At 60.0% G+C, this 24,858-nt stretch carries 28 protein-coding genes; 7 read left to right on the top strand and 21 right to left on the bottom strand.

Annotation, left to right across the window (positions count from 1 at the left end; genetic code table 11):
• Positions 1-747: 747 nt before the first annotated feature.
• Positions 748-1,206 (bottom strand): hypothetical protein, encoded by a 459-nt coding sequence (locus tag WDN46_08320; GenBank protein ID MEJ0093429.1) that lies wholly within the window; start codon positions 1,204-1,206, stop codon positions 748-750.
• A gap of 111 nt (positions 1,207-1,317) precedes the next feature.
• Here WDN46_08320 and WDN46_08315 point away from each other — a divergent pair, with 111 nt between their 5' ends.
• The 3 genes from WDN46_08315 (at position 1,318) to WDN46_08305 (ending at position 4,252) form a co-directional block, all read left to right on the top strand.
• A complete protein-coding gene (locus WDN46_08315) occupies positions 1,318-1,542 on the top strand; it encodes a hypothetical protein (protein MEJ0093428.1) in 225 nt (74 codons plus the stop codon).
• A 129-nt stretch (positions 1,543-1,671) separates the two neighbouring features.
• Positions 1,672-2,916, top strand: coding sequence for a DUF2252 family protein (locus WDN46_08310; GenBank protein ID MEJ0093427.1), 1,245 nt, complete (start codon positions 1,672-1,674; stop codon positions 2,914-2,916).
• Positions 2,917-3,271: 355 nt separating this feature from the next.
• Positions 3,272-4,252, top strand: a complete 981-nt coding sequence (locus tag WDN46_08305; protein ID MEJ0093426.1) for an alpha/beta hydrolase — start codon at positions 3,272-3,274, stop codon at positions 4,250-4,252.
• 600 nt (positions 4,253-4,852) lie between these two features.
• Here the strand turns inward: WDN46_08305 and WDN46_08300 are convergent.
• Entirely contained in the window at positions 4,853-5,380 is a 528-nt protein-coding gene (locus tag WDN46_08300; protein ID MEJ0093425.1) for a DUF4142 domain-containing protein, read from the bottom strand.
• Between the two features lie 550 nt (positions 5,381-5,930).
• Between WDN46_08300 and WDN46_08295 the strand changes: the two genes are divergently transcribed.
• The 3 genes from WDN46_08295 to WDN46_08285 all read left to right on the top strand — a co-directional run bounded on the left by WDN46_08295 (position 5,931) and on the right by WDN46_08285 (position 8,413).
• A complete protein-coding gene (locus tag WDN46_08295; protein ID MEJ0093424.1) occupies positions 5,931-6,179 on the top strand; it encodes a hypothetical protein in 249 nt (82 codons plus the stop codon).
• A gap of 172 nt (positions 6,180-6,351) precedes the next feature.
• Entirely contained in the window at positions 6,352-6,555 is a 204-nt protein-coding gene (locus WDN46_08290; protein ID MEJ0093423.1) for a hypothetical protein, read from the top strand.
• Between the two features lie 454 nt (positions 6,556-7,009).
• Positions 7,010-8,413 (top strand): aldehyde dehydrogenase family protein, encoded by a 1,404-nt coding sequence (locus WDN46_08285; protein MEJ0093422.1) that lies wholly within the window; start codon positions 7,010-7,012, stop codon positions 8,411-8,413.
• A gap of 396 nt (positions 8,414-8,809) precedes the next feature.
• Here the strand turns inward: WDN46_08285 and WDN46_08280 are convergent, their stop codons facing one another.
• The 15 genes from WDN46_08280 to WDN46_08210 all read right to left on the bottom strand — a co-directional run bounded on the left by WDN46_08280 (position 8,810) and on the right by WDN46_08210 (position 22,913).
• Positions 8,810-9,454, bottom strand: a complete 645-nt coding sequence (locus tag WDN46_08280; GenBank protein MEJ0093421.1) for a hypothetical protein — start codon at positions 9,452-9,454, stop codon at positions 8,810-8,812.
• A 9-nt stretch (positions 9,455-9,463) separates the two neighbouring features.
• A complete protein-coding gene (locus WDN46_08275) occupies positions 9,464-9,799 on the bottom strand; it encodes a hypothetical protein (protein ID MEJ0093420.1) in 336 nt (111 codons plus the stop codon).
• A gap of 336 nt (positions 9,800-10,135) precedes the next feature.
• Positions 10,136-10,339, bottom strand: coding sequence for a hypothetical protein (locus WDN46_08270; protein MEJ0093419.1), 204 nt, complete (start codon positions 10,337-10,339; stop codon positions 10,136-10,138).
• Positions 10,336-10,716, bottom strand: coding sequence for a hypothetical protein (locus tag WDN46_08265; GenBank protein ID MEJ0093418.1), 381 nt, complete (start codon positions 10,714-10,716; stop codon positions 10,336-10,338). The genes WDN46_08270 and WDN46_08265 overlap by 4 nt, the downstream gene beginning before the upstream one ends.
• Positions 10,717-10,815: 99 nt before the next feature.
• Entirely contained in the window at positions 10,816-11,286 is a 471-nt protein-coding gene (locus WDN46_08260; protein MEJ0093417.1) for a hypothetical protein, read from the bottom strand.
• Positions 11,283-11,543: a hypothetical protein gene (locus WDN46_08255; protein ID MEJ0093416.1), complete on the bottom strand. Its 261-nt coding sequence runs from the start codon at positions 11,541-11,543 to the stop codon at positions 11,283-11,285. Before WDN46_08255 ends, WDN46_08260 begins: the two co-directional genes overlap by 4 nt.
• Entirely contained in the window at positions 11,540-12,109 is a 570-nt protein-coding gene (locus WDN46_08250) for a glycosyl hydrolase 108 family protein (GenBank protein MEJ0093415.1), read from the bottom strand. The genes WDN46_08255 and WDN46_08250 overlap by 4 nt, the downstream gene beginning before the upstream one ends.
• Before the next feature lie 139 nt (positions 12,110-12,248).
• Positions 12,249-12,662 carry a hypothetical protein gene (locus tag WDN46_08245; protein MEJ0093414.1) on the bottom strand — a complete coding sequence of 138 codons (414 nt, stop codon included), beginning with the start codon at positions 12,660-12,662 and terminating at the stop codon, positions 12,249-12,251.
• Between the two features lie 44 nt (positions 12,663-12,706).
• Positions 12,707-13,039 (bottom strand): septal ring lytic transglycosylase RlpA family protein, encoded by a 333-nt coding sequence (locus WDN46_08240; protein MEJ0093413.1) that lies wholly within the window; start codon positions 13,037-13,039, stop codon positions 12,707-12,709.
• An 85-nt stretch (positions 13,040-13,124) separates the two neighbouring features.
• Entirely contained in the window at positions 13,125-13,505 is a 381-nt protein-coding gene (locus WDN46_08235; GenBank protein MEJ0093412.1) for a hypothetical protein, read from the bottom strand.
• A 59-nt stretch (positions 13,506-13,564) separates the two neighbouring features.
• A complete protein-coding gene (locus tag WDN46_08230) occupies positions 13,565-16,810 on the bottom strand; it encodes a phage tail protein (protein MEJ0093411.1) in 3,246 nt (1,081 codons plus the stop codon).
• Positions 16,807-17,265: a hypothetical protein gene (locus tag WDN46_08225; protein ID MEJ0093410.1), complete on the bottom strand. Its 459-nt coding sequence runs from the start codon at positions 17,263-17,265 to the stop codon at positions 16,807-16,809. The genes WDN46_08230 and WDN46_08225 overlap by 4 nt, the downstream gene beginning before the upstream one ends.
• A 1-nt stretch (position 17,266) precedes the next feature.
• Positions 17,267-18,145, bottom strand: coding sequence for a DUF2163 domain-containing protein (locus WDN46_08220; protein MEJ0093409.1), 879 nt, complete (start codon positions 18,143-18,145; stop codon positions 17,267-17,269).
• Positions 18,142-19,752: a DUF2460 domain-containing protein gene (locus tag WDN46_08215; protein ID MEJ0093408.1), complete on the bottom strand. Its 1,611-nt coding sequence runs from the start codon at positions 19,750-19,752 to the stop codon at positions 18,142-18,144. Before WDN46_08215 ends, WDN46_08220 begins: the two co-directional genes overlap by 4 nt.
• Before the next feature lie 50 nt (positions 19,753-19,802).
• Complete coding sequence (locus tag WDN46_08210) at positions 19,803-22,913, bottom strand: hypothetical protein (GenBank protein MEJ0093407.1); 3,111 nt, start codon at positions 22,911-22,913, stop codon at positions 19,803-19,805.
• 130 nt (positions 22,914-23,043) lie between these two features.
• Here WDN46_08210 and WDN46_08205 point away from each other — a divergent pair, with 130 nt between their 5' ends.
• On the top strand, positions 23,044-23,259 hold the full coding sequence (locus tag WDN46_08205) for a hypothetical protein (GenBank protein MEJ0093406.1): 216 nt from the start codon (positions 23,044-23,046) through the stop codon (positions 23,257-23,259).
• Positions 23,260-23,279: 20 nt separating this feature from the next.
• On the opposite strand, the gene WDN46_08200 is transcribed toward WDN46_08205, so the two are convergent.
• The 4 genes from WDN46_08200 to WDN46_08185 are packed head-to-tail and all read right to left on the bottom strand — an operon-like array spanning position 23,280 to position 24,853.
• A complete protein-coding gene (locus WDN46_08200; protein ID MEJ0093405.1) occupies positions 23,280-23,771 on the bottom strand; it encodes a hypothetical protein in 492 nt (163 codons plus the stop codon).
• Positions 23,768-24,235, bottom strand: a complete 468-nt coding sequence (locus WDN46_08195) for a hypothetical protein (protein ID MEJ0093404.1) — start codon at positions 24,233-24,235, stop codon at positions 23,768-23,770. The genes WDN46_08200 and WDN46_08195 overlap by 4 nt, the downstream gene beginning before the upstream one ends.
• Positions 24,235-24,624: a hypothetical protein gene (locus WDN46_08190; GenBank protein ID MEJ0093403.1), complete on the bottom strand. Its 390-nt coding sequence runs from the start codon at positions 24,622-24,624 to the stop codon at positions 24,235-24,237. Before WDN46_08190 ends, WDN46_08195 begins: the two co-directional genes overlap by 1 nt.
• Positions 24,617-24,853: a hypothetical protein gene (locus WDN46_08185; GenBank protein MEJ0093402.1), complete on the bottom strand. Its 237-nt coding sequence runs from the start codon at positions 24,851-24,853 to the stop codon at positions 24,617-24,619. Before WDN46_08185 ends, WDN46_08190 begins: the two co-directional genes overlap by 8 nt.
• Positions 24,854-24,858 lie beyond the last annotated feature (5 nt).

Raw genomic sequence — 24,858 nt, 5'->3', positions numbered from 1 at the left:
TTCAACCGGCCATCTTCCCAGAATCCTGAGCTATAAATCTTGGGATTTGGCAACTATTTCCGAAATCGCCCGACTTGAAAGATGTGCGCCTGTTTTGAATGCGCCGGGGCAAGCCTGCCCAGCATCCGCGTGGCGCCCCGCACGCAAATCGCGGCCAGAGTCCCGATTTTTTCCGGCGCAAGCGGCTTTGCCGTTTTCGGAACCGATCTAGAAGCGACCGGACTGCGTTAAGTTCGAGGCAGCGCTCGGCGAGGAACCCACCGGGCTCCGCTGTTGGTTATTTGCGCTTGTCCAGTCGCCTGACGTGCGGCGGCGCACATACGGCGGCATTTCGCGAAGCGTGTACCAAACGGGCTATGGCTCCCCCAGATATAAACAGCTAGATACCTGCTAGAGTCTTACTACAGCAGTTTAAATGATGATTTTGAGTTATCGTTAATCCACACTTACTCGTTCCATTTGAATAATACGCATGTGATGGCATCTTTTTGCTTGCATAAGCCATAATTAATAGACTATTAGATAATCTATATTGGCTTTTTCGATGATAAGTCCTATCAATCTGTTGTAATAAAACGTCTATATACCGGTTTTTAGTTGCCGAATACGCCGAACGATGGAAATTCATAATCCATTTTTAGCTCAATAATTTAATCATGTGGGGAGATAGCCTATGTCCTCTGGAGGAATAACCGGTCTATTCCAAGACTTCTTTCGCACAATGCGGCCCACCGGATACGTTCGGCACTACTCCGTCAGAAGTCGCGACCAATACGTCAGCTTGAAGTTAGCGCGGTTCTTAAACGTTCGATTGAGACCGGATACGGCGCGTTGGATCGGCCAATGGCTGATCGTTGCGGCGGAGCGGGCTGATCGCGGCGACAAGGCTTTTGTTTCGTCACCCCGTAGATCCATCGGCGGAGGCTCCGTGGTTGAGGTTCCGGCCCGCGCGTTCAACCGCCGCACAAGGTGAACTGTCTCGCAGGCAAGCGGCGGAGCGTGATTCCGCGACCCGATCCAGACCTCTCGGCTCCATCGCCGGAAGTCAGCTGATCCAATCCCGGTGCGGAAGGTCAGGTCGCGACGCAGCGCAAGTTGACGCCCCTCACTGACTCCAAGCCGGGTCTTGCCGCGACGCTCCGACAGAGATTCCGCGGTCCTTGCGCCCCTGCGCGGCGGACGCAGGAGCATCTCCGCTTCACGCATGATCGATCCCCTGCGGAACTTCTTCTTTGCAAGGTGGTTGGGCCGCTAGGAAATGGTTCGCAGCCATCGAGCCTATCGGGCGGCTTCGAGACTGCGCTTCAGCGAGGCGTCATGTCGTTTTGGATCGAGTTTCTAAAGGGCGGAGATATCGTTGATTCGACGTTCTGGCGCGGCGACCTAGCCTCCGCCCGGATGAGTGCGATCGATGGCTTTGAAGTTCGCAAAAAGCAAATAGACGCGACGTTCGTCCGCGTGATCGACGTCAAGCGGCAGCGGATTGTTCTGTCTTTTCCTGAGACGATGACGATTGGCGAGCAGGGGTTGGAGAGGCGTTGATCGCCCCCTGCTCCCAGCTCTCCGGGAGCGCGTTTTCGCTCCTTCGACGCGACCTCGGTTAAGTGGAATCCCAGAGCTTCGATCTCCGGTCTGGCGTCCCCGCACTGCTTAGACGCGATAGGATGCGGCATGCAATCGAAATTCACAGGGAGCCCGACGGTCGAAGAGCGCGAGCTCATACTGAATGGCGTGCGCAATCTGAAAATGGCTCGATCCGCGCACGCCTATGTGCGCGGCAACACGATCCAGTTCTATGAATGGATCGACTCTCTAAGCGTTGGAGCCCTTCCGGAGGGGCCTGCCGTATGGATCTGCGGCGATTGCCATGTCGGCAATCTCGGTCCCGTCGCGGACGCCAACGGGCGGATCGAAATAGAGATCCGCGACCTGGATCAAACGGTGATCGGCAACCCCGCGCATGATCTCATTCGTCTTGGTCTGTCGCTGGCCTCCGCGGCGCGCGGCTCCGATCTACCAGGCGTCGCGACGGCGCAAATGCTGGAGCAGATGATTGAAGGCTATCAGCGCGCTTTCGATGCGCCTGAAGGGCGGGTGGGGGAAGACCGGCCTCTGACAGTGCATTTCGCGATGAAGCAAGCGGCAAAACGATCGTGGAAGCATTTGGCGCGGGAGCGCATCGCGGACACCGATCCGATCATCCCGCTCGGCAAGCGGTTCTGGCCGCTTTCCGACGTGGAAAAGCAGGACATCGTTCGGCTCTTTGAGACCGAGGGCGTTCACCAATTAGCCACGATGCTGAAATCGCGCGACGATGATGCGGCGGTGCAGCTTCTCGACGCGGCCTATTGGATGAAGGGATGCAGCTCCCTTGGCCTGTTGCGCTATTGCGCGCTGCTCGGGGTCGACGGGAAATCCTTGTCCGACATGGATATGTGCCTGATGGACATCAAGGAGGCGGCGAAGGCGGCGGCTCCCCGGAGCGCCAAAGCCACCATGCCTTCCGACGACGCGCAGCGCGTTGTCGAAGGAGCGCGTCATCTGTCGCCTTTTCTGGGCGAGCGCATGCGCGCCGACCATTTGCTCGGCCGCTCCGTATTCATCCGCGAACTTCTGCCGCAAGATCTGAAGATCGAAATTAGCGCAATGTCTCATGAGGAAGCGAAGAAGACCGCCGGTTTTCTCGCGGCGGTAGTCGGGAAAGCGCATGCGCGTCAGATGGATGAAGCAACCCGGACCGGCTGGCGCAACGAGTTGAGCAAGAAGCACTCAAAAACCCTCGACGCGCCATCGTGGCTTTGGTCGAGCATTGTCGACCTTCTCGTCAGTCATGAGCGCGGATATCTCGAACATTGTCGCAAATATGCTTTGGCGAACAGCGCCGGCGCGACCGCGAAAACCGAAGCCTCTTCATAAATCAATGTGGTGCGGACGACGGGAATCGAACCCGTATGACCAAAAGGTCGAGGGATTTTAAGTCAGCCGTCCCACGTTGATTTTATTGGAGTTTGTTACGCCATATCTTTGCTCGGGAGCGGCGTGTTACGATTTTTATGGCGCTATTGACCTGGAAGCACGCAATGCGAACACTGACCGAATGGTCAGCGCCGCAATCCTCTCTTTTTCATTCCGAGGTGCGTCAGGAAAGCGTTATCAATACACGCTGCGGCCGGTCACGATCCGCTAATCCTAGGAACTTTCAGCCCAACGGCTTGTTCGCAGGGGAGCAATCGCCTCTCGCGCCGGATGCCGGTGCTTATGGATTTCAAATATGAAACTCCCCATGACGCGGGCGACCCGCCCAACTTCAAATGCACGAAACTACGCCGTAGCAGCCGCTGTTGGAGGGGCCGCCCTCGGTGGGCTTGCGCTTATCGCCCGTCGGCAAGCGAGCAACGCCACTCAGAACCATCCGGCGGCGGGCAGGTTTCTTGATGTTGACGGGGTGCGCCTGCACTACGTCGAATGGGGGGTTGGGGAGCCTCTTGTACTTATTCATGGAAATGGCACGCAGATTCAGGATTTTGAAACGAGCGGCCTCATCGACCTCGCAGCCCAAACATTCCGCGTCATTGCCTTCGATCGTCCGGGCTTTGGATATAGTTCTCGGCCTAGGGGCACAATCTGGACGCCTTCCGCCCAGGCCGATCTTATACACAAGGCATTAGTGCAGCTGGGCGTTGAACGCTGCATTTTGCTGGGGCACTCCTTGGGTGCCTCGGTCGCGACGGCGCTCGCGCTGCGACACCCGTCTTCGGTTAAAGCGCTGGTTCTTGTATCTGGATATTATTATCCGACAGAGCGCTTCGACTCAGGCTTCCAGATCGCCCAGGCGTCGCCCATCCTCGGCGACGTCCTGTGTCATACGCTTGCGCCCTTATTGGGGCGCCTTGGGTGGCCTGCTTTAATGCGGAAGATCTTTTTCCCGGCGGCCTGCTCGCGATCCTTCTCGGCGGCCGTCAAGGAGATGGCGCTCCGTCCTTCACAACTACGGTCAAGCGCCGCCGACGCTGCTCTCATGGTGCCCACCGCCGTCAAGATGCGGGCTCGATACGGGGAGCTCTCTATGCCGGTCGGCATAGTCGTTGGGGCAAACGATCAGCTGATAGACCCTCAATCGCAGTCGATCCGATTGCATGGCGAGATTTCCGGAAGCTCGATTGATGTGATTTCGGGGATGGGTCATATGGTGCATCACGGCGCGAAAACCGAAGTCATGAAAGCGATCAACGCGGTCGCAGGCGTAGCCTGAGGCTGAAAACGACTCTAGAATGGGACGTAGATTCGAGCGTGTGATGTTGCGCTCCAGAAGCGAAGCAGGAAGGCTAACTCATGCGTTAGGTGCAAATTGTCGCCATCGACGCGGTCATGGGCCATCAAAAGCCAGCGCGCTAATCGCTCCTCAATCTTGCTGCGTCCGTTCGCCACTGCTGTATCAGCCGTCTGCATGAAGAAAGCATGCCCGTAATTCAGGAAAGAGCGCCGCCGCGTTGGGCTTTGCTCCATGCCCGCCGCAGCGTGGCGGCGCTGATGCGCAGACCGGCTCCTCCGAGCTGCATATAAGTCTCAGCGGCGTTGCGGTCTGCACGGGGAAATCGACGGCTCAAATTGGCCTTCGAACATGCCGAAGTCGTCTCGTGAAAGGCGCGAGAGGATACGATGGCGAGTCGGACGGACGCACGGATCTACTTGCATGGCTCTTCCCATCATGGGCAAGAGCAGTGGCATCTCTCAACCGCTGCGCCCGGAGAAACGGCAGACGGTGAGATACCTTACTCCTATTATCGTCTCTTGGTCGTCGCGCTGTCACGGATTTCTTATTTTTCGGAGCGCCGTGATCGCAGCGTTGGGCTCATTTCAAAGCTTCCGCCATTTCCAAGTGTGACTTAAGCGTCGGAAGCGTTTTGGAAGCCCACTCCTTCAGAGCCTCATTATCGCCGCCCTTTGCATAACGTTCGAAAAGATCGACAGCGCTTTTATGGGCGTTAATCTGATCGTCATCGTATGCTTCGGCAAAATTCGCGCCACTGGAAGCGCCCAGTCTGTCGAGCTTGTCTTGGTGTGCTTTATCCAGACTGCTGGGAATATCGGCCTTCACCGCTCCACTCGCGACGAGCCCCTTCAGTTCGCTTGAGGTCTTTTCGTGATCGGAAATCATGCGTCCGGCAAATGTCGCCGCAGCTCCGTCCGCACGCGCTTTTGCCAGTTCACTCGATTTGATTTCGAACATGTCGCTGATGGCTACTTCTTTGACGAAATCAGGCGTACTCGGGCTGACGCCCAGAACCGAGTTTACGCCCATTTTCTCGGCGGCAGACTGGGCGACAACAGCCGCCGGAATGCAAAGAACCATGGCTCCCAGGATGATCGCGCGTTTCATAGGTGCTCCTTCAATATAGAGAAAGCCTTGACCGATATCGGAGAGGCGTGAGTCGAACAGTCTGGATCGCAACCGGTTCCGAAAGCGGTCGGAAGAAGCCGCGCTTTTATCGCCCTTGATCACCTTCAGTCGGCGCTGGCCTTGGGTCGGGAGATCGGGCGGCCGCGGCGGCCAGTCAAGATCAATGAAAAATGCGCCGCAACGACTCTGCAACGCCTGTCTGCGCTCCCACACAGCGCAGTCGTCCGCCAGCTGGGCGAGCAGGTCCGTCATGGCGATGTCAGGACCGTATTTAGCCGCCAGCCGCGCAAGGCTATAGCTGCCCGTCCGATTGCATTTGCGGCAAGCCAGCCGAACCTTAACGTATGGATCGGTGACAAGCGTATCGCACTTCATACTCAGAACATAACGAGAACGCTGAGGGAATCAAGAGAGGCTTAATCCAGCGCAACTCGCGCACACCCGACCATTCCGGTCCTAGACAGGTCGAACCTTCTGTTTTAGAACAAACGCAGAACTCAAGAGCCACCCGCTAACGAGGAGAAGTGCAGTGGCGAACGTGACCTATTTTGTGGCGCTGCCATTCGTCAGGACCGACGACGGTGAGCTTGTAGCTGGAGAGGCGCAAGAGCGACAGACGACTGGAGCCGCCGTACGCGAGGCTCAACGCATGGCGCTTACAGCGGCCGGTGCCGTCGCCTTCTCAAGGACTGGCGACCCTGCGTCGGGAGAGTTTCAGGACGCCGTTGTGATTAAACGCTTCGGCGATACGCCGGATGTGGAGGCTTTGCTAGGCTGACGTGACGATGGCGGCCATGGACTTTGTCGCTTCCTGTGTTGCCTTCCGCCAGCGGGCTTTGTGACGTTTGGGATAACACTTTACATTTAACAAATAGCCCGCCGATGCAAGGCACGAACTTGACAATAGTAGGATGTAGCATGACCTGAGTCGTTCAATTATGGGGGAAATCATGGCTACGTTCCCAACGGCCGAGGAGCACGCAAGGCTTATCTTGACGATTCTCAAAGCTCACGACACGGGTGTCGACGAGGCCAGGATGATGGCGGCCGCTGTCGTTTCTCAGTTTATGAAGGCCGGATACGATGCCGAGGCATACAAGGCCGGGATAGACTTCGCGGTCGAACAGGGCTGGAGGGGTCCATGGTCAAACTAACGGCCGCAGGCGCCGCTTGGCCCCGCCGTTCCAGTTGAGCCGACCGGAAACGGTCTTATGATAAGTGAGGCTTTGGCAGTTCTCGGGGATGGTCACGACGCCTGATGTGTAATCTCTACTCGATGACCCGCAATCAAGACGCGATCCGGCGATTGTTCAGGTTCCGGCGCGCTTTGGCGGGCAATCTGCCGCTGATGCCGGTCGTTCGCGTGGCTTCAGATGCGGCAACCCTCGGGGGCAGCCAAACGGATTGCACGCTTTCTGCTCTGAAATTGCGTTGTAACATGGCTCTGCGAGAATCCTCCGTCTAACAAACTTCTTAGCGGAAGCGGCAGGATCACGAGGCGAAAAGGACGGCAATGCCAAGGCGCGCAGCATAAATGTGGCGCCAACCGCCAGCGGAAGAGACTTCGCTTGACGCGGTCTGGCGAAGGAAAGCATCGAGGACCATAAGATGAACGAATTTAAGTTATTGATCGGCGGACGGCTGACAGCGGGCTTCACCACTTTGGACGTTATTAATCCCGCGACTGGGGAAGTGCTGGCGGTCGCACCGCGCGCCGACCGAGCACAGCTCGATCAAGCCGTGTCGGCCGCCAAAGCGGCCTTCCCCGCATGGGCGGCGAAGCCGATCCGGGAGCGTGGCGCGCTGTTAATCGCTCTGGCCGATGCCCTCGAAACGCAGCAAGGCGACTTCGCCCGGCTTCTCACAGAAGAACAAGGCAAGCCGCTGCTGCAGGCGACATATGAAATTGCCGGATCGATCGCCCTGATCCGCTATTTCGCGTCGCTCGATCTCCCCTTGAAAGTGCTCAATGAGGACGCAACGCAAAAAGTGCTGCAGCAGCAGTCGCCGCTGGGCGTCGTCGCCGCCATCACGCCGTGGAACTACCCGATGGCCCTTCTGATGGTAAAGGTGGCGCCGGCGCTGCTGGCCGGCAACACGGTCGTGGCGAAGCCCGCGCCTACGACGCCGCTTACGACGCTCAAATTCGGCGAGATCTGCGCCAAAATTCTGCCGCCTGGCGTGATGAATATTATCGTCGATGCGAATGATCTGGGCGGCGCGCTAACCAGCCATCCCGACGTCGCCAAGGTCGCCTTCACCGGCTCCACGGCGACAGGCAAGAAGGTGATGGAGAACGCCGCGGGCACGTTGAAGCGGCTGACCCTCGAACTTGGCGGGAACGACGCCGCTATTGTTCTCGACGACGTCGATGTGAAAGACGTGGCGTCCAAAGTCTATGCCGGCGCTATGCTCAATGCTGGGCAGGTCTGTCTCGCGATCAAGCGATTGTACGTCCATGACTCGCAATATGACGAGATTTGCGACGAGCTCGGTCGGCTCGCGCGGGAAGCCGTGGTCGATGACGGTCTGAAGCAGGGCACGCAGATGGGGCCGCTGCAGAACAAAGCCCAGTTCGAAAAGGTCAAGGGCTTTCTCGAAGACGCGAAGCAGAACGGGACAATCGTCGCTGGGGGCGCAGCGCTCGACCGCAAGGGCTATTTCATCCAGCCGACCATCGTCAGGGACATTCCCGACGATGCGCGATTGGTGAGGGAGGAGCAATTCGGGCCGGTGCTCCCGGTGCTGCGCTACTCCGAGATCGATGACGCGATCGCACGCGCCAACGACACTGACTACGGGCTTGGCGGCACCGTATGGTCGAAAGATTCCGATAGGGCGTTCGAGGTGGCCTCGAAGATCAATTCCGGAATGGTCTGGATTAACCAGCACATGGCCTATTCGCCCGACGTCCCGAGGGGCGGCGCCAAGCAGTCGGGCTTCGGCGTGGAGCTAGGGCAAGAAGGACTTGAGGAGTTTACCCAAGCCAAGATCATCAACATGGCGAAGTGACGGCTTCAACCGGCTGGATCACATACGTAATCGGGCCCCTGGCTTTTGATAAGGAACCCCCGCTCGCAGGGTCTAAACAGCGGCGGGGGCAGTTCTTCTCACTACCGGGACACGATTGTTGGGCCTTCTGCGGGAGGCGAAACGGCCCGGCTCCCGCGGGGGCGCAACCCCGCACTTTTGACCAGGCTGGAGCTCATCGCAGCCCTCCAGCCTAGTCGATCAACGATTATGGAACAGCGATGTTACGACGTGATTTCACCTTCGAAAAAAGTCGCCGCAAATCGAGGATTGTCGGAAAATGGGGGCGATCGCGGCCAACCAATCGCCCCCACTCCATAACAAATTGTCGCGTTCTTAAATGTTGCAACACTCGGTCCGCCACATTTGTGGGTCAAATCACGACCAGCAAAACCCCGAAACAGGAATGCCAATTATCGTGATGGTTGCAAATTTGTCCTTCCATGGACCAGCACCACTAAACTCGATCTTCGCGGTCCATCTGTGCCCGGTCGTCGTCGCTGTGACGGTGATGGCCTCGGTCGAAACCGGTCCCGTCCCCGTGCTATAAACTCCGCACGGCGACAACTCGATTGATCCGCCTGCGGTAGCAGAGGCGGCGGCTGTGAAGTTGATAAACAAGCTTTCTGCGGCAGGCGGCGTGGTGCCTCCAAACTGCGATGCGCCTGTGCACGGATTTTCAATAAAAATCGTCATGCGCGTCGAAGCCGACGCAACGAGCGTCTGCGATGTGCCGCCCGTAGTCACCGCGCCGCTGCGGTCCGTCAGCGTCTTGACGTTGGGGACGATGGTGACAGCCACGGCCTGAGCCAGCGGCGTGGTGCCGCCCAGAGGCGCGCTGATCGCGCCGCCGCCACCTTCCCCCGCCGCCGCCAGTGCAAGCGGGATGCCCTGGGTACCAGGACTGTAGATCGCCGGCAGAGAGTCGCATGAGGTGACAACGAACGCACGCATTTGCGCATGAGCCGCGGCCGGCATCATGACCATGACCGCGAAATTGACCGCCTTGATGATCTTGATCATATCAGCTTTTCATACTCGAAACCCGCGTTGCTCCCGCGCTTTATCAAGCTCGTTGTTCAGACGATCGATCGTCGCCGCCAGTTCGTCGACCTGGTGCTTCAAATCGTCGACTTGCTCCATATACCCAGTGATGATTTTCTCGCAGGCATCGATGTGCTTTTGATAACTATCGATCAAAATTTTCATCCGCGCGTCGATCAGAACGGCCATCGGCGGCTGGCGCTTGATCAGAGCCACGACGACGATGGCGATGGCGCCGACGACGGCGCCGATGCTCCCAGCGCCCAGCAATTGCCCGAGGCTGCCGGTCACCGCGTTGAGAAGATCGTTCTCATTGGTCGCCACGATCGGCCCTCCCTTCCGAGTGTCTGGTGCAAATCAGTTTCACAAAAACTCCGTCAAAGCCGCGCGGGCCGGCCGCTAGCTCCATCTGCGCGTTCAGGCCGCCGACTGCGCATTCGAACGGAGACACTTCGCGGCTGACAGCGTCGAAGGCCGTTTGCTCGGTACAGGCGTCCGGGCTCAACGCTGCGGAGCAAAATAAAATCAGGGCTGGGATCACTATGACCTCGCTCGGATGATTGCGGCTCGGCGCACAGGCCGGCGCGTCAAGGGATGACGAGTGGAGCGATGAAAGTCGGGAAGATGCCGTAAGCGATCGTGGGCGCCGAAGGTGAATTTCTATTTCCTCAGCGGTTCGCAGAGGATTTGGATGCGCCCTTCGATCCGGCTCATTTGAGGCGGAGTGACCGCCGCGGCGCTTGAGGCGCCGCAGAATCGCCGCTCGATCTCAACGTTCTGCCGATTGACCTCTTTCCAATGCTGATGCGGCGCCCCGCCCTCGAGGATCGAAAAGGCGATCGCCGCTTTGACGAGGACCATCATTTTCCGGCGGCGGTCTGCGCGGCCGCGAGAGCCTTCATGACGGCAGCGTAGGCCGACAAAGCGGTCGAAAGCGTGCCGGCGACGGACGTGAAGGCGGCGGGGTTCGCACAGAGCTGGTCGACGCCGGCGACGGCGGCCGACTCGTCCGAGATGACGCTAGCTGCGAGAGGTTTTCCAACACCCGCTTGTGTAGCGGCAATCGTTTGGAAACTGGCGTCCGCACCTTGAAGCAAGGCGCAAGCGGTCGGCACGTCGGAGGCGACTTGAGTCGCGACCGTGTTAACCGCTCCGGTCGCCTCTGCGATCTCTTTGGCGCAGCCCGCAAGCCAGGATCCGATACAGAGGATACCGATGAGGGCGACATATTTCTTGATCATTTTAACAGTCTCCAGTGATGCGGCAGCTGCGGACGCAGCCGCCATGGCGCGCGGCGTCGACGGACGCCGCGGCGGAAAAGTGCTGCGATTTCTTTTGGATCAGTGGCTAAACGGCCCAATCTCGAACGTGCCGTCGGGATTGATTCGATTGGCGGGATCTGCGGCCCAGGCCTGCGAGATAAAGCCGCCGCGTCCGTCGGGCTGAAGTTTTGACGCCCAAGCGACCAGCACCGGCAGAATGACGGTCAGGACCGCACCGACCACCGCAACGCCCTCCTCAGCGACCGCCGCCGGCGGATAGATGACGGCGATGGCCTTGAGCAGGCCCTCGACGATGGGGAGGCCGGCCGCGAGCTCGGCTTGCAGGTTCTTCGATCTCCACGCGGCTTCGAGAGCCGCGAAGTCCGGGCTGATCGGCGTCAGCGCGGCAAGGACTTCGGAAACGTCGGAGACGCCCGTCGAGATGGCGGTCGGAACCGCAGCGACGTCTTTTTCGACCGCCGGGACTGCCGCCGCGACGGTCGTTTCGGCCTTGGTGAAAAAGCCGAGGATCGAGCTGAGAAGGCTCATTTGCCCGCGTCCGGATTTGCGACCGTGCCGGTCTTGTTGCCGTCTTTCGCGGCTAGCCCGGTATAACCGGCGCTGATCAGGCCAGCGCCCATCGCAAGCTGTGCGCCGTCAGAATTCCAGTTCGGCGCATGGCCGGCGGCGAGCGCTTGGGTCGCCTCAGCGACGACGCCCGCGATGAGTGCGACGCCGGCGGCGATAGAACCGATGCCGCCAAGGGTCGTTTTGATGTTGCGATAGGCCTCGATAAAAAAGCTCATGCTTGCGTTCCTTTCATTGTAGGGGCGGCGGCGAGCATCGAGCGGCTCAGCTCGGCTTCGACAGCACGCGCAACCGAGTCCAACTGGCGTTGCTTGGCGGCCATCTGCAGCGCGAGCGCCTGGCATGCCGCAACGCGCGCGTCCCAGCCCTTGCCGAAGCGGGTCCAGTTCGACAGTCGATGCAGGAAGGTGAGGCGCCTCGCGCAAAGGGCGCGGATCACGGCGTCGACGTCGGCCTTGGCGCCGCCGGCCGCGCGCCATTCCGAAAGCGCTTTTGCCGGACCGGAATTGACCGCGTAATCCAAGACCACGAGATCTTCGCCTGCGCGCAAATCATCGCCGCCAATCGCGTCCCAATATTCGCGGCGATAAATGGCGTCGCGTTCGGATGGCGCCATCAGATAGACGCTGCGCAACGGCAAGCGGCGCGCTTTGCGCCAGGCATTGTAGGTGCGCTGCGTGATCCCTTCGTCCGTGCGTCCGCCCGGATCGCGAGGATCGTCGACTTTCCCGCCTTCGCGCCGAAGCTCAAAGGCTAAACAGGGAGAGAAATTTGCAGAGGCCATCAGAACCCTCCAGGCAATAAAAAACCGCCCATGGGGCGGCGGGGAACGACGATATTTTGTGAGAAGGAAACCGAGTTCAGGCGCTCGATGCGCACGGCAGAGACGGCCGCCCTAAATGGGCGCGCCGTCCTTCTGAATTTTAGCTCGCCGGGCGGCTCAGATTGATGACCGGCGGGGTCGTTGGGGTGATCGGAATGATCGGGGGCGGCGTCGCCGGGCCAGCCGGCGCGCTCTTTGCCGCCATGCTCAGCGGCGTCGCAAGAGATGGCGCCGGCGGCGAGGTCGGTACCGGCGGGATCTTCGACATGATGGTCGAAGCCAGAGTTGTCAGGGTGGTGATCGCCGTGCTTACGCTGGTGCGGGAAGAAGGCGCCGTCTGCAGCGCCGCGACCTGAGCTTGAAGCGCGGTGATCTGGGCTTGGAGCCCCGAGATCGTTGCGGCGTCGGCGGCCTGCGCGGCGGCTACCGCAGCTGGGATAGCGGCCTGCGCGGCGGCGACAGCGGTCTCCAGAGCTGCGACGGCGGCCGCGAGTGGATCTGTCGTGGTTGCCATCTTAATTTCCTTTCAAAATGAGAGGGCGTCGGGCGCAGATCCGTTCAATCGACCCGCGAGATCTGAACCAGGGCCACTCCGACCTGCGTCATGCCGAGCGCGCGAGCGGCGCCAAGGCTGAGGTCGATGCATCGGCCTGTCCAAGCGGCGGGGCCGTAATCATTGAGGCGCGCGACGACCGAGCGGCCGCGATAGGACACTTTCACCCTCCCCCACCTGTGCGTGGGCATCGCGACGCTGATCCGATGCGGATTGAAGCTCTCGCCGCTGGCGGTGATCGATCCGCTCTCATATCCGTAATAGGAGGCCCGGCATGTTTCGGATCGGGCGTCCATGGCCAGGCCAGCCCACGCGAGGATCGTGAGCAGCCCAAGCAACAAGAGCTTTGACAGGATGATCTCTCCAATGAAAAAGCCGCCCAAAGGGCGGCTGGAGCTCGGTTTGAACGAAAGTGAAATCGGGTCAGGGCGCGGAAGGATGCAGCGACGGCCATCCGGAATGGATATCGACCGCCGAGGGATCGGGCGCGGCGGCTATTGCGGCTTTGAGGGCGTCGGCGTGGCTTGCGCAGGCTTCAAGATGAGCGCGGGCGGCTTGCTGCGGCGTCACGCTGTCCGGCAGCTGCGCGAGCCAAGAGGGGGTGAGCGAGGTGTGCTGCGCGGACGAGTGACGCCGCTCAAGATCGCGCAGTTTTGCCGCGCGCAATTCCTCGACGGTTGGCGCCGGCTTCTCGACGATTGCCAGCGTCTTGAGATCGACAAAGTGCGATCCGAGGGATGGAACAAATCCCCGTATCGTAGCAGTTCCAGACTCAATTTCTGCGTCCAGGCATTCGTCTTGCATGGTTCCAAAGCTTAGAATTTTTCCTGTATTTACGTCGTATCTTATAAACTCCGCCATTATTACCTCGCATATTCGATTGCAATAAGTGAAACGACGCCAGTATTTAACGGCTCGCCATCTGGACCCACTACATTTATATTTACACTATGGGTTCCAGCTTTGGAAGACAATAAAGTGAACTGCGCAGTTGTTGCATTAAATATCGTGTTAATTGAAGATGAACCACACAGAGCAATATCTACCTGTTGAACAACTGCTCCATCTATCTCTAATGTAAGCGTCCCAGGTTGAGGTGAGCCTGAAGTAAGTTGGGCTGCATTTCCTCCCGCATACGTTCCAATTATAAAGAAAGGCAATCCTCCCTTTAGGGACATATTAATAGTTATGTTCTGAATTCCATTTGCTGACGCAATCGTCGTAATGGAATTAGGGGCAATCGCCGACGTCGTGACGGAATTCGGGACGCCGAGGTTCGTGATGTCCTGGTTATTGCCTGATGCCGCAGATCCCAAATTGCTCCGCGCGCCGGCGGCCGTCGTGGCGCCGTGGCCGCCCTGATCAATCGAAAGCGGCGTCGTCAGGCCGTTGATGCTCGTTATGTTCGAGTTTTCGCCCGCCTCGGCCGCGCCGAGATTGGCGAGCGCGCCGGCGGCGGTCGTAGAGCCATGGCCGCCCTGGTCAATCGAAAGGGGCGTCGTTAGGCCGTTGATGCTCGAAATGTCCGAGTTGGGACCAGAGGCGGCTGCGCCGATGAGCTCGCGCGCGATTGACGGCGGCGTGAATCCCTTGCCTGAGGGCGTGAACTCGAACACCGCGCAGGTGGAGAGATCCTGAACCGAATTTCCAAAAACGTTGAAGCTTTGGAACTTCATGAAGATCGTTTTGCCGATCATCGCGGTGGGCAGCGGAAATTCGAAGATCGCGTTGTCGAGGCGTGCGAATGGAGCGCCCAAATTGTGCGATGCTACCGTCGTTCCGAACAATCCGCGTTGCAGAAAGCCTAGTTCGTAAGCGTTCGGACCTGTGAGCGTCGCCGTTGCGTAGGCGAACATCTCATCGTCAACGATGCAAAGGGTGACGCCGCTCTCGGCGTCAGCGTCCGTACCGGACTGCAGCGCGCCGCCGCTTTCGAGCAAGCTCACCGGCATCTGGTTGACGGGATCGGGATTCTGCGCGCCGATTCCAAATCCGACGCTGAGCACGCCCATGCGGGATGCGCCCGTGATCCGGCCGACCTGCGAATAGGTGTTGTTGTCGGTCGACAGGAAGATGTTCGCGCCGCCCCAGTTCGGGTCGGCGGTTCCCCCTATCGCGCCCGATGGAGTGGCGATCGCTTCCTCGATTATCGCAGCAGCAGGGCTATTGGGGGCAAAGGCCGGAAGGAAGGCGAGAGGCTCGTTGCCAGCAGAATATGCCGCGCCCCAAAAGAAGAATCCCGATCCAGGCACGCCTTCGTAGGTGACGTTACCAGGGGTGTTCGAAAGAAAGATGACTAGCTCTTGATCTCCCTCCGCTTGTATGACAAGCGAGGCAGTGATCGTGAACCATCCGTTCCCCTGGTTTATGATGTTGGCATCGACCGTCGCGGTTCCCAGGGTGTTGATCGTGCCAGCGACAAGATCGAACTCTAGATTTGCAACAGTCTGCACGACGTCCAATAGCTGAAGGAATCCTGCTGTTCGCTCTGCCGGCTTGATGTTGACCGAAAAAGTGACCAGCGTTCCTTTTGGCTGAGGCGGCGTGATAAGAGCGGCTGCAAAATTGGTGGTAGTGGTCGAATTTTCTTCCAGCTTAAAGACCGGAGCGACGCCGCCGGATATGGCCACCCAGACCGCCGCAGCGCCGTTGGTCAGTTGGAACGGCGGCTCGAAAATGATCGGCGTGTTGACCTGAGAGGGAATGGCTGCGGCGTTGAACACCGTCGATGCGCCGCTGCTGAGCTGCACAGGATATTCGACCGCCGTAGCGGCCCCTTGCGGGAACTCCTCGGCCGTCACGCTCAGCAGCCCCTGATCGTCCTCTTCAATCGAGGTGATCCGGACCACGGTGTTATTCAAACCGATGTCCACATCGGTGAGGGTCACGAGATCCATGGGCTCGAGCAGGCAATACTCGTAGGACAGCTTAAAGGAATAGGTGTTCCGGATGTAGAGCATCCGCTGCAAAATGAGCTGCGCGGATATCTGCGCGCACGACGAGACGCAGAACTCGTGCGCCGTGACCATCGAAGCTTTTTGCGTTCCGAAAAGATCGATCGAGGCTTGATCGAACACATCGACGGGAACCGGCGCGTAAGCGTTGCCGGCTCGATCCAGGAACTCCAGCGAAAGCCAGTTTTTCGCATTGAACGGATCGGTGCGCTGAATCTGAACCGGATCGGCGCCCTGCTCCGCGATAAAATCATCGTCGGTCAGATTATAGACCGGCGTCACATTTGGAATATACGTCGCGAACTGGCCCGCGACCTCGGCGTCGCCGTAGGGGATGAATTTGAGTTGGCCGCCAGACCAGACGGCCGCGGTGTTGGTGATCTGAAGCCAGCGCGCGAGAATGCTGGACCCCTGCTCCGCGTTGACGAGCGCCGGAGACATCGCAAGGCCGACCGCCTTGCAATAGGTCTGATAGGACGAGTCCCCGGACGATCCGAGCAGCGTCGGCAAATCGATCGTGAGGTCGCCAAGCACGCCATATTGCGGATTGGACAAAAAGTCCTGAATGATCAGCGCCGGATCGCCATCGATGGCGCCGGCCACCGGCGAATTGAACTTCGACGCGGCGAAAACCTCGAACGACAAGGCGGGCAGCGACGGCGAGCCGCCGAGATCGAAGGAAAAATTATTCGCGTAAGCGGTGCCGCGATAGGACAGAGCCGGATTGTTTAAGACGGGAGACAGCGGCCCCTGCGTCGGGCCGCCGGTTTGAATGCCGAAGCCGATCGCGCCGAGGCCGGTGTTGGCCGCGCCGTTGAACGCCTGCGGCGCGGTAAAGCTCGGCGTCGACTGATTGTCCCAGACGCCGCCGACGCCGTTGATCTGGCCTTCGCAGATCGCCAGATAGAAGCCGCTCGTATAGTCAAAGCTGCCGCTGAAGGCGTTGCCGGAAGAAATGCCGCCTTTGCCGCCGCTGGAATGCCCAACGGATCCGACGCTTTGCGGGAACGAATGAAAGTTGCCTGTCTCGATGATGTTCGGGGCGATGCGGACCGCGCCCCAAACAATAGCGATCGGAAGCGCGTTGCATGACGTTTGAAGCTGCAGGCCGGTGTATGCCGGAGCCGTCGGAGCCCTGTGGTTAAGAAAGCTCATTTTATCCTTTCCCAGAGGCTATAATAGCGACGCTGGCGAGCCGGATCTGACAGTTGAATGTTGGCGTCCAACCCCTCTTCGAACGTGGTCCGATAGGGGTGGTAGGCGTGGACGAGGCGAAGCGGGTCGGTCGAGGTCACCACCCCGCCATGGCTGTAGCAGCGGCCGTAGCGGAATACGACGATGTCGCCGAGGCCGGGCTGTTCGACCTGCTCGCAGCGCTCAGTGACAAACCCGAGATATCTCTCGGCGCTGCGGTGCAAATGCCAATCGGGCGGATAGGGACGCGGGTCGAACGGCGCGACGAGGCCGGTGTCGACGAACACGCGAACGATCAGCATGCCGCAGTCGACGCCGGCGCCGCGCACGTCGGCGCAGGGATGGTAGGGCGTGCCGATCCACTTGCGCGCCTCGGCGACGATCAGCGCTCTGGTCTCCAGTTCGGTCAAAACCATGTCAGAGCGCAAAGCTTGGCGGGGGGACGAACGGAAACCCGCGAAAGTTGACCAGATTGTTGAATTTGTTCTGGCAAGTCGAAAACGAATGGTCGCAGCCCTGCGACACTTGGAACGTGTCGCCGGCCGTCGGCTGGTTCAGCAGCGGAAACGACAGGGCCAGTTGCGTATTCGTTGCGCTCTTGACGTTCGCCGTGGTCCCGGTGTTCGGGCCGCTCAAGAAGACGATCGAGCCCTGCGCGAACGCCGGCAGCGCGCCGGACCAATTGATGACCGAAAATGTCGATCCCGCGCCGACGCTCCCGTTTGTCGTGAAATTGGCCTTGAGCAAGGTGCATCCGGAATCAAACAAGGCGTGCTGGCAGTTGGGCGAATAGAGGTTGCGCGGCATATCGACGTCGAGCAGAACCAGGTCCGAATTGACGGTGATCTGCGCCGTGGTGCGCCCGATGCTATCGACCGCGCCGACGCGGCCCTTGAACAGGATAACGCTGCCAATCGGGTTCGCGGCGTCGATCAGCGCAAAAGAATTTAGGAAGGCGCGCTGGCGCACAACTTCGGCGCCGTCGAAGAGGCCGTTTTGGATGGCCTGCATCAGCGGGATTCCGCCGACCGTTTCAGTCGGCAGGGCCTCGATCGTAATCTGCTGCTCGTCGACGCTCAGTCCGACCTCGGACTTGTATTTGAGGCCGTTGACCAGGACCGAGTTTGCGACATAGACGAGACCGTTGATGACGACCGGGACCTCGATATTCGTGTAGGCGAGCGTCAGCCCGGCCATCGTCGTGATCAGGAAGCAGTCGGCCATGAGCACCAGCCCGTCTTTGCTCGCGCGCACGGCGTTGAGAAATTCGATCAGTTGAGGTGTTGCCGCTTTCAAGGTTTGACGCTCCGGAATTTCAATGAACTGACCTTCCACAGGCCGGACATGAAGTTCTCAAAGTCCTCCTGATCGTCGGTGAATCTGCACTGGAAGGCGTAAGTGAAGTCTGCAACGATGCCAGACGGGGCTGGAGAGGGCTGCGCGCCTCCAACTAGAGTCGCGCCGATAACTTGAGAAGGGCCTATCCCAAAATTGGCGGGGGCAGCGCTACCCAATGTGAATTCTATTTGCGTAAAGAACGCTCCGGCGCCTGGAACTCCTTGATATGAAGTGATTCCGTTTGGAGCTTCTAAAAGAGCAATATCTCCCTGGACTCCTAGACCTGATGTCGTAAGAAAAGTCATTGAGCAAAGAAAAAACCCGTTGCCGGCGGGAACCATTGAAGTCGACATAACGTTGCTTGATGTCGTTCCAGGTTGAACTTGTCCAGTCGCCATGTTGTACACAGCCTGAAACCCTACGACGCTGTCCGATACAAACATTACGAAAGAAGTTCTTTGTGCCGGAGCGGCATAAAAAAAGAACGTCACTTCAGTTCCAACAGGCAGGGGAGCAGAAACCGCCGTTTGCGCAAGATGCTGGCCGTTAGACCCATCCTCTGCAACGAAGTTGGAGGCTGTTGGAATCTTGATAGGGGGGCCTAGCGTGAAGACAAGTTGGTTAGGCTGTAAGAGAATCCATGACGAAGGATTGGCCACATTTGGTGATGTTAGAGTTCCATTTGCCACTGATACCCAAGCAGGAAGGAAGTTGGGAGTTTCGTTTCCGACCGCCACGTTCGATCCGAAAATATAAACTCCGCCTCCAGATGTTCCGGCAATCGCAAGAGCCCCATCTAAAAAAAGAGCGAGGGTAAGCTCTACGTTTAAAGCTGGTTTAGAGGTGATTGATAACCTAAACCATCCTCCGCCAATCGGCGTTATAGATTGCGAGATTGGAACCAGGTTACCAGGAGAAGGACCTAGTGATGTCCCCGCTTTCAAATCAAAGTTACAGTCGACTCCCGTTACTGTATCCCCAATAAAAAGGACAATCTGGCTTTCCTCTGCCGCCTTCGCATATACTGTGAAAGTGAATGAAGTTCCGACCGGAACTCCCGGGACTGCTTGCTCCGCGACGTGCTGGTTAGCCGATCCATCCTCCGCGAATTTTTGCACAGGACTCAGAGTCCCGGTCGTGTTCGGATCTTGCAAGGACCAGATCGACGGTTGCTGTATCCCGTTCAAGAAGACGTTTGAGACCCGCGTCACCCAGCTCACCGCGCCCGTCGACGGCCCGAGGTTGCGCATGAACGTGAACGAGTCGGACACCCCGTCCGGAATGGCTATTTGCTGATTGGCGGCGGCATTGTCGGTCGGGTCGGTGTAGAGGAAGGTGCCGAACTGCCCCTGGACATGGTTATAGAGGCCCATGAGGCTCTGCAGGCTGTTTGGCGTGACGCCGGGGAATTGTCCGTCTGAATCCAGCCCGTCGTAAGTAAGCTCGAACTCGTACAGCGGATTCACATAATAGGGCGCGCGAACTTCGCGGCCCGAAACGTGACTGGCGATGCGCGTGCTCCAGGACGGCCGTTTATGAACGGACCATCCTTGGCCGCCGAGCACTGGAAATAAGGGAGGAATCGTCAAGCCGAGGTCTTTCTAAAAACTATGTCCTATCGCCGAGCCGGGCCAATGCCATGCTGGACGCCGCGGGACATGGCGCGATGAATCGTTTTGATCAGCGCCTTGTCGTTGTTCTGAAACAGCCGCTGCACGCCTTGAGCATCTGGCGTGTTGAAATGGAAATGCGTGCCGCCGTTGCCGCCGCCCGCGCCGCTGGCGCCGGTCGGCGAGGCGCCGCCACCGGAGAGCGCGCTGCGCATCGCCGCCGCCGGTCCGGCCGGGACGATCATTTCGCCCTGATGCACCTGCGCAATCGTGTCGCTCGGCAGCTCCCAGGCGCCGGTCGCAAAGCCAGGAAGGTGCAGCGCGCTGAGGAGACCGGTTAGGATGCTTCCGCCGGGAATCAGATTGATGCCCTGCTTGACGAAGCCGCCGAAGAGCGGGGCTATCCCCGCTCCGATCGCCGAAGTAACCCCGCCTTCGACCCCGCTCGCGGCCGCGCCGCCTGGGCTCGCGGCGCCAGCCACAGCACCGCCGCCCGCGCCCGCAGCGCCGGTCGTTCCCTGTGCCGGCGCTCCGAAGATGCTTGGCAAGGCCATTTTGGCCATCTGCAGCGCCCAATTCTCGACGATCTTGACGCCCGCCTGCAGAAAAGTGTCTTCAATCGACGTCGCCAGGCTCTTGGCCGCCTGGCCGAACGTCGTGGTGCGCTGGATCATGCCCTCGAGCGAGGTGGTGACGTTCGAGCCGATGGCGTCGAAAGCGCTTTTCCAGCTCGCCTGCACCTGCTTTGCCGCTTCCGCCTGCGCTTTGGCGTTGGCGTCCGCCGTAGCGCTCGGAATCGTCTGGATCTGCGTCGCCGCCGCGCGAAATTGCGGCGTGCCTTCGCCATAGATCTCCTGCAAGCGCTTTTGGTGCGCGATCTGGAGCGCCTCGATTTGGGCATTGACCGCGACCTGCCGCGCAAGCCCTTCCTGGGCGGCGATCTCGCGTTCCTGCGTCTCCGATTTGATCAGCGTGATGCGCTCATTAAAGCCATTCAGCGCCGTCTGATATTTGGCCTCTTCCACTGCTGCGTCGTCGGCCGCCTGCGCCGCCTGGAACGTCTTGTTCGCCTGCTCGATCTGATTCTGCGCCGCGATAAACTGCTCAGAACTCCGATCGGGGAACGCCGCCTGCACATGCTGTCCGGCCGCGACTTGCGCGTCGCGCTTTGCCGCCGGCGTATCGGCCCGGGTGATGGCGAGTTGATCCTGCGCCTTGACCACTGCGAGCTGTCGATCGGCGAGCGCAGCGCGCCCCTGCTCGAGCTGCAGCTGCAGGGCGCTCCTGGCGCTGAGGTCGTTGGTCAGCGCCAGCTGCCGCTCGAGCGCGGCGTTGCGCTGTTCCTGGTCGGCGACGTCATTGCGGGCCCCGGCAGCGTTGCGCGCAGCGATCGCCAAATTGGCCTGGTCGAGCGCGTTGCCGCCCGCCTGCTTGTCGAGCAGCTGCTGACGCAGATCGAGCTGCGCCCGCATATCCGCCGTAATCGCCGCCTGATTGCCGACGCCGCCGGGCGCATTGGTGATATTGGCCGCTTCCTGCTGCCGGCGCATGGGGTTCGACGTAAGGCCGCCGATCGCGCTGGCGACGTTTTGGTCGCTGCCGGTGCGCGCGGCGGCGATGACGGAGTCCGGGACATGACCGTAATTATAGGCAACCGAGGCGATCGACGCTTTGGCGGCGGCCGACAGATTATTAAATTGGGCGCCGATCTCCTTGGCCGCTTCGGCGGTGAATTCGGGAATGCGACGATTGAGATCGCGCCAGGCGTCCTCCATCGTCACCACAGTGCTGCTGGTCACCGGGCTGACCTGGCCGGACGCCGAGGTCGTCGTGTCCGAGCCAAAGCCGGCGCGGAACCTGCCGTCGCTATCGACCTTGGCATTCGCCGAAAAGCTCTCAAAGCCTGCGACCAGCTTGCCCGCGTCGGTCGTCGATCCCTGCAGGCCGGAGCGCAGCGTGGCGATCCTGGCGTTGACGGCGTCGAGTTGCGCAGTGAGCGGATTATCCGATTGCAGGACGCTGTTGATGGCGCGCGCCGATTGCTCGAGCGTCAAAGGTTGGGCCGAGACGGCCGCGCCCCGCGCGCGCAGCGCCGCGACGTTGCTGGCTAGCGCCTCGTTCTGCTGCCGCAGGCTTTCGGTCAGGCTGTCGACGAATTTTTGGCTGGTCCCAAAGGCTTGGGCATTCTGCAGCTGCTCGGCGGTGGCGCGCGTCGCTTCCTGGCCGAGAGCCTGGAATCTGTTGACGATCACGTCATAGATGGCGGCGTTCATCCGGTTGACGTTGCCGGTCTGCTGCGCCGCGCGGAACTGCTCGACTTCCGCGTTGGTCACGCCGGCGAGGCTCTGCAGAAACGCCTGTCCGCGCGCATTTGGGTCGTCGAAGACCGCCGCCCATTCCTTGGCGGCGGCTTTGGCCTGGTCGGAGGAGCCGGCATATTTGGCCAGCAGATCGACCAGGGCGTCATTGACGGTCGATGAATAATTATGGATCGACCCGAACAGGCCCTGGATGGCGGTGGCGTCGCCTTGGGTGACGCCGGGTATTTTCTGCAGCTCATTGATATAGTCGCCGATCACCTTGCCGGTGAACACAAAGCCATTGGCGGCGGCCTCGATCGCCGTCACATTGCCGGCGAAAGCCATCTGACGGCCGACCTGCGCGATCGAGGCTGCGGTTTCCAAAGCCTTGGCCTCGAGATAGGCGAAGGCCGCCGCGCCGACGAGCGGAGCGGCGACCAGGGCATAGCCCAGCGCGTTCGCCGCGACGGTGGTCACGACGGCGCCCGAGGCCGCGGACAAAAGGCTCGACGCGTACGTCCCCGCGCTGATCGCGGCGCGGCCCATGGCCGAGGCGCTCAGCGCGGTCGAGGCCGCCAGTCCGGCGTCACTGAGGGCGAAGACTTTAACGGCGGCATTGGCGGCGACGATGCCCGCCGCGACCTTTGCGGCGTCGGAGACGATGCTGCCGATTTGCTGAAAAGCGCTATTGGCGTTCTCGACCGAGGATCGGACGTTGCCCGCAAATTCGTTGACCGACCGCGACGCCTGGAGCATCGCGGTCCCGACGCCCGAAACGTCAGCGCCGAATTTTAACGTAACGTCCCTTGCGGCCATGATTTGTCCAACAGAGAAAGGGCCGCCTAAAAAGCAGCCTCAGCAGAGCAAACTATTTGGAAATGTATGGCGACCAGCGTCCGAACGAGTGGCGCCGGATATCAGCGCTTCAGAGTTTTTGCGCGGACATATGCCGAAGCTTTTTGAAGACAGCTTGGACTTCTTTGAAGCTTTTACTGTCTTTTATCCGGGCGATTTCCCGACTATCGTCTACGAGCTCGCCCGGCTTTTTGGGCCTCTCGATGCGATGAACCGCCTTCAGAATTTCATGGACCGGCGGATTTTCGGTCCAATAGTCGAGCAGGTCGCGCACCTCGAGCCAGGGCTCGTCGTCAATCTGGGCTGACGTCCAGCCCAGGGCCGTCTTTAGGCGGCTCCGGATCCAAGCCCAGGTGCTGCGCCGGTCGTCGGCGCTTCGGCTTCCCCCCAGGCGGATTGCTGAACAACGGCGAGGCTCTTGCCTGTGACATCGCCGGGAGCCTTGATGACGTCTCCGTCGATCATCGCGGAGTAGACAAGGCCGCCGAGCGTGCAGCGGCCCAACATTCGGCTGTCGGGAACCATGACGCTGTCTATGCCATCAAGCAGCTGGTTGACGATGCTGGATGGAATGGCGTTTTCGTCCTGGCCGACGTCGCAATAGACGATGGCGCGGACTTCAAGGGTCCGAATTGGCGGTTGGTTTGGCGACGGCCGCTCATATGTCTCGGAATGCTCGACCAGCATCAGCGCCGGCGTGTTGATCGCGGCGATCGATTCCGGCCTGCGGTTGCGTCGCCCTATCGTTGCGAACTCGCCCGATCCGGCGAGACGGGAAAGCAGCGCAGTCATGATCTGTTCGCGGCTCGCGGCCATCATGCCCCCGTCGCATTGTTGATCGCGGCCTCGAGGGCATCGACGATCTCATCGTCCATCTCAGCCAGCGCGCCGCTGAGGATATGCTCCGGCTTGATCTTCGCCCCCGGCCAATGCACGGCTTTGGCGAAGACCTCATGCGCGTCATCCATGAAGTGCAGGGCTTGCTCGACATTCGGCAGGATCGTTCGCGCCGGCAGCGTCGCGCCGTCCTCGAGGATATGCGCGTAGAAGACGCCGGCCCAAACCGAAGCGATGACGCCCGTCGCAGTCGCGGCCACGTCGCCATCGATGCTGGCGCGATAGGCGGCGGTGCGGACGTGCGCGCGGCGGCGCACGCGATCGACGAGCTCGGCCTCGAGCGCCTGCTCCGCCGTGAGCAGAGCGGCGCGGATGCGGCCGTTCATCTCGTCGAGATAAACGAGCGCATCCCTGTCGTCGATTTCGACGGAAACGCCCAACGCCATCAGGCGACTCCCGCGGCACCGAGCTCGATGGCGCCAGCGAAAGCGCGTTTTTGCATGTCGACGCGCGTCACGTTCAATTTTTCGCCGGTCGAGGACAGGATGATATTGTCGTTCTTTTGCACGGGCAGCGGGAAACGCGCCTGCGCCAGATCCTCGATCATGACGATGACCTGGCGGTCGCCTTGGGTGATCGAACCGGGCTGACTGGCGCCATAGCCGGCCCGCGCCGGGTCCTGGCCGTCGGGCTGGTAATTGGCGACCATGGCAGAAACGACAGCGGAGAAAGTCACCGTGCGCGGCGCGACGCCAGAGATCCTTTGGAAGATGACCTCCTCACCTCGCTGGGCAATGCCACGCCGATGCGCCGCTTGGGCGCTGAGGCTAATCATCGCTGTCGAAGCCTCGCAAACTCTCAAGCGCGGCAATGCATGCCACCGTGTCGCTATTGGCGAGCGCGGTCTTTGCAGCGTCTATAGCGACGGTCATCATAGCGATCGCAAATTGTAAGTTTGCCTGCGGACCCGCATCCTTGGCGTACTCGCGCCAGCGTTCGCGCTTAGCTGAAACGCGTTCGATTTCGTCGAGGAGGCATGTCCCTACGGATTCGCCTTCAGCCATAGCCC

It is taken from the genome of Methylocella sp., from assembly GCA_037200525.1.
GTDB lineage: Bacteria > Pseudomonadota > Alphaproteobacteria > Rhizobiales > Beijerinckiaceae > Methylocapsa.
Note: the sequence above shows the minus strand (reverse complement) of the source record. Positions and strands in the feature narration are given on the sequence as shown.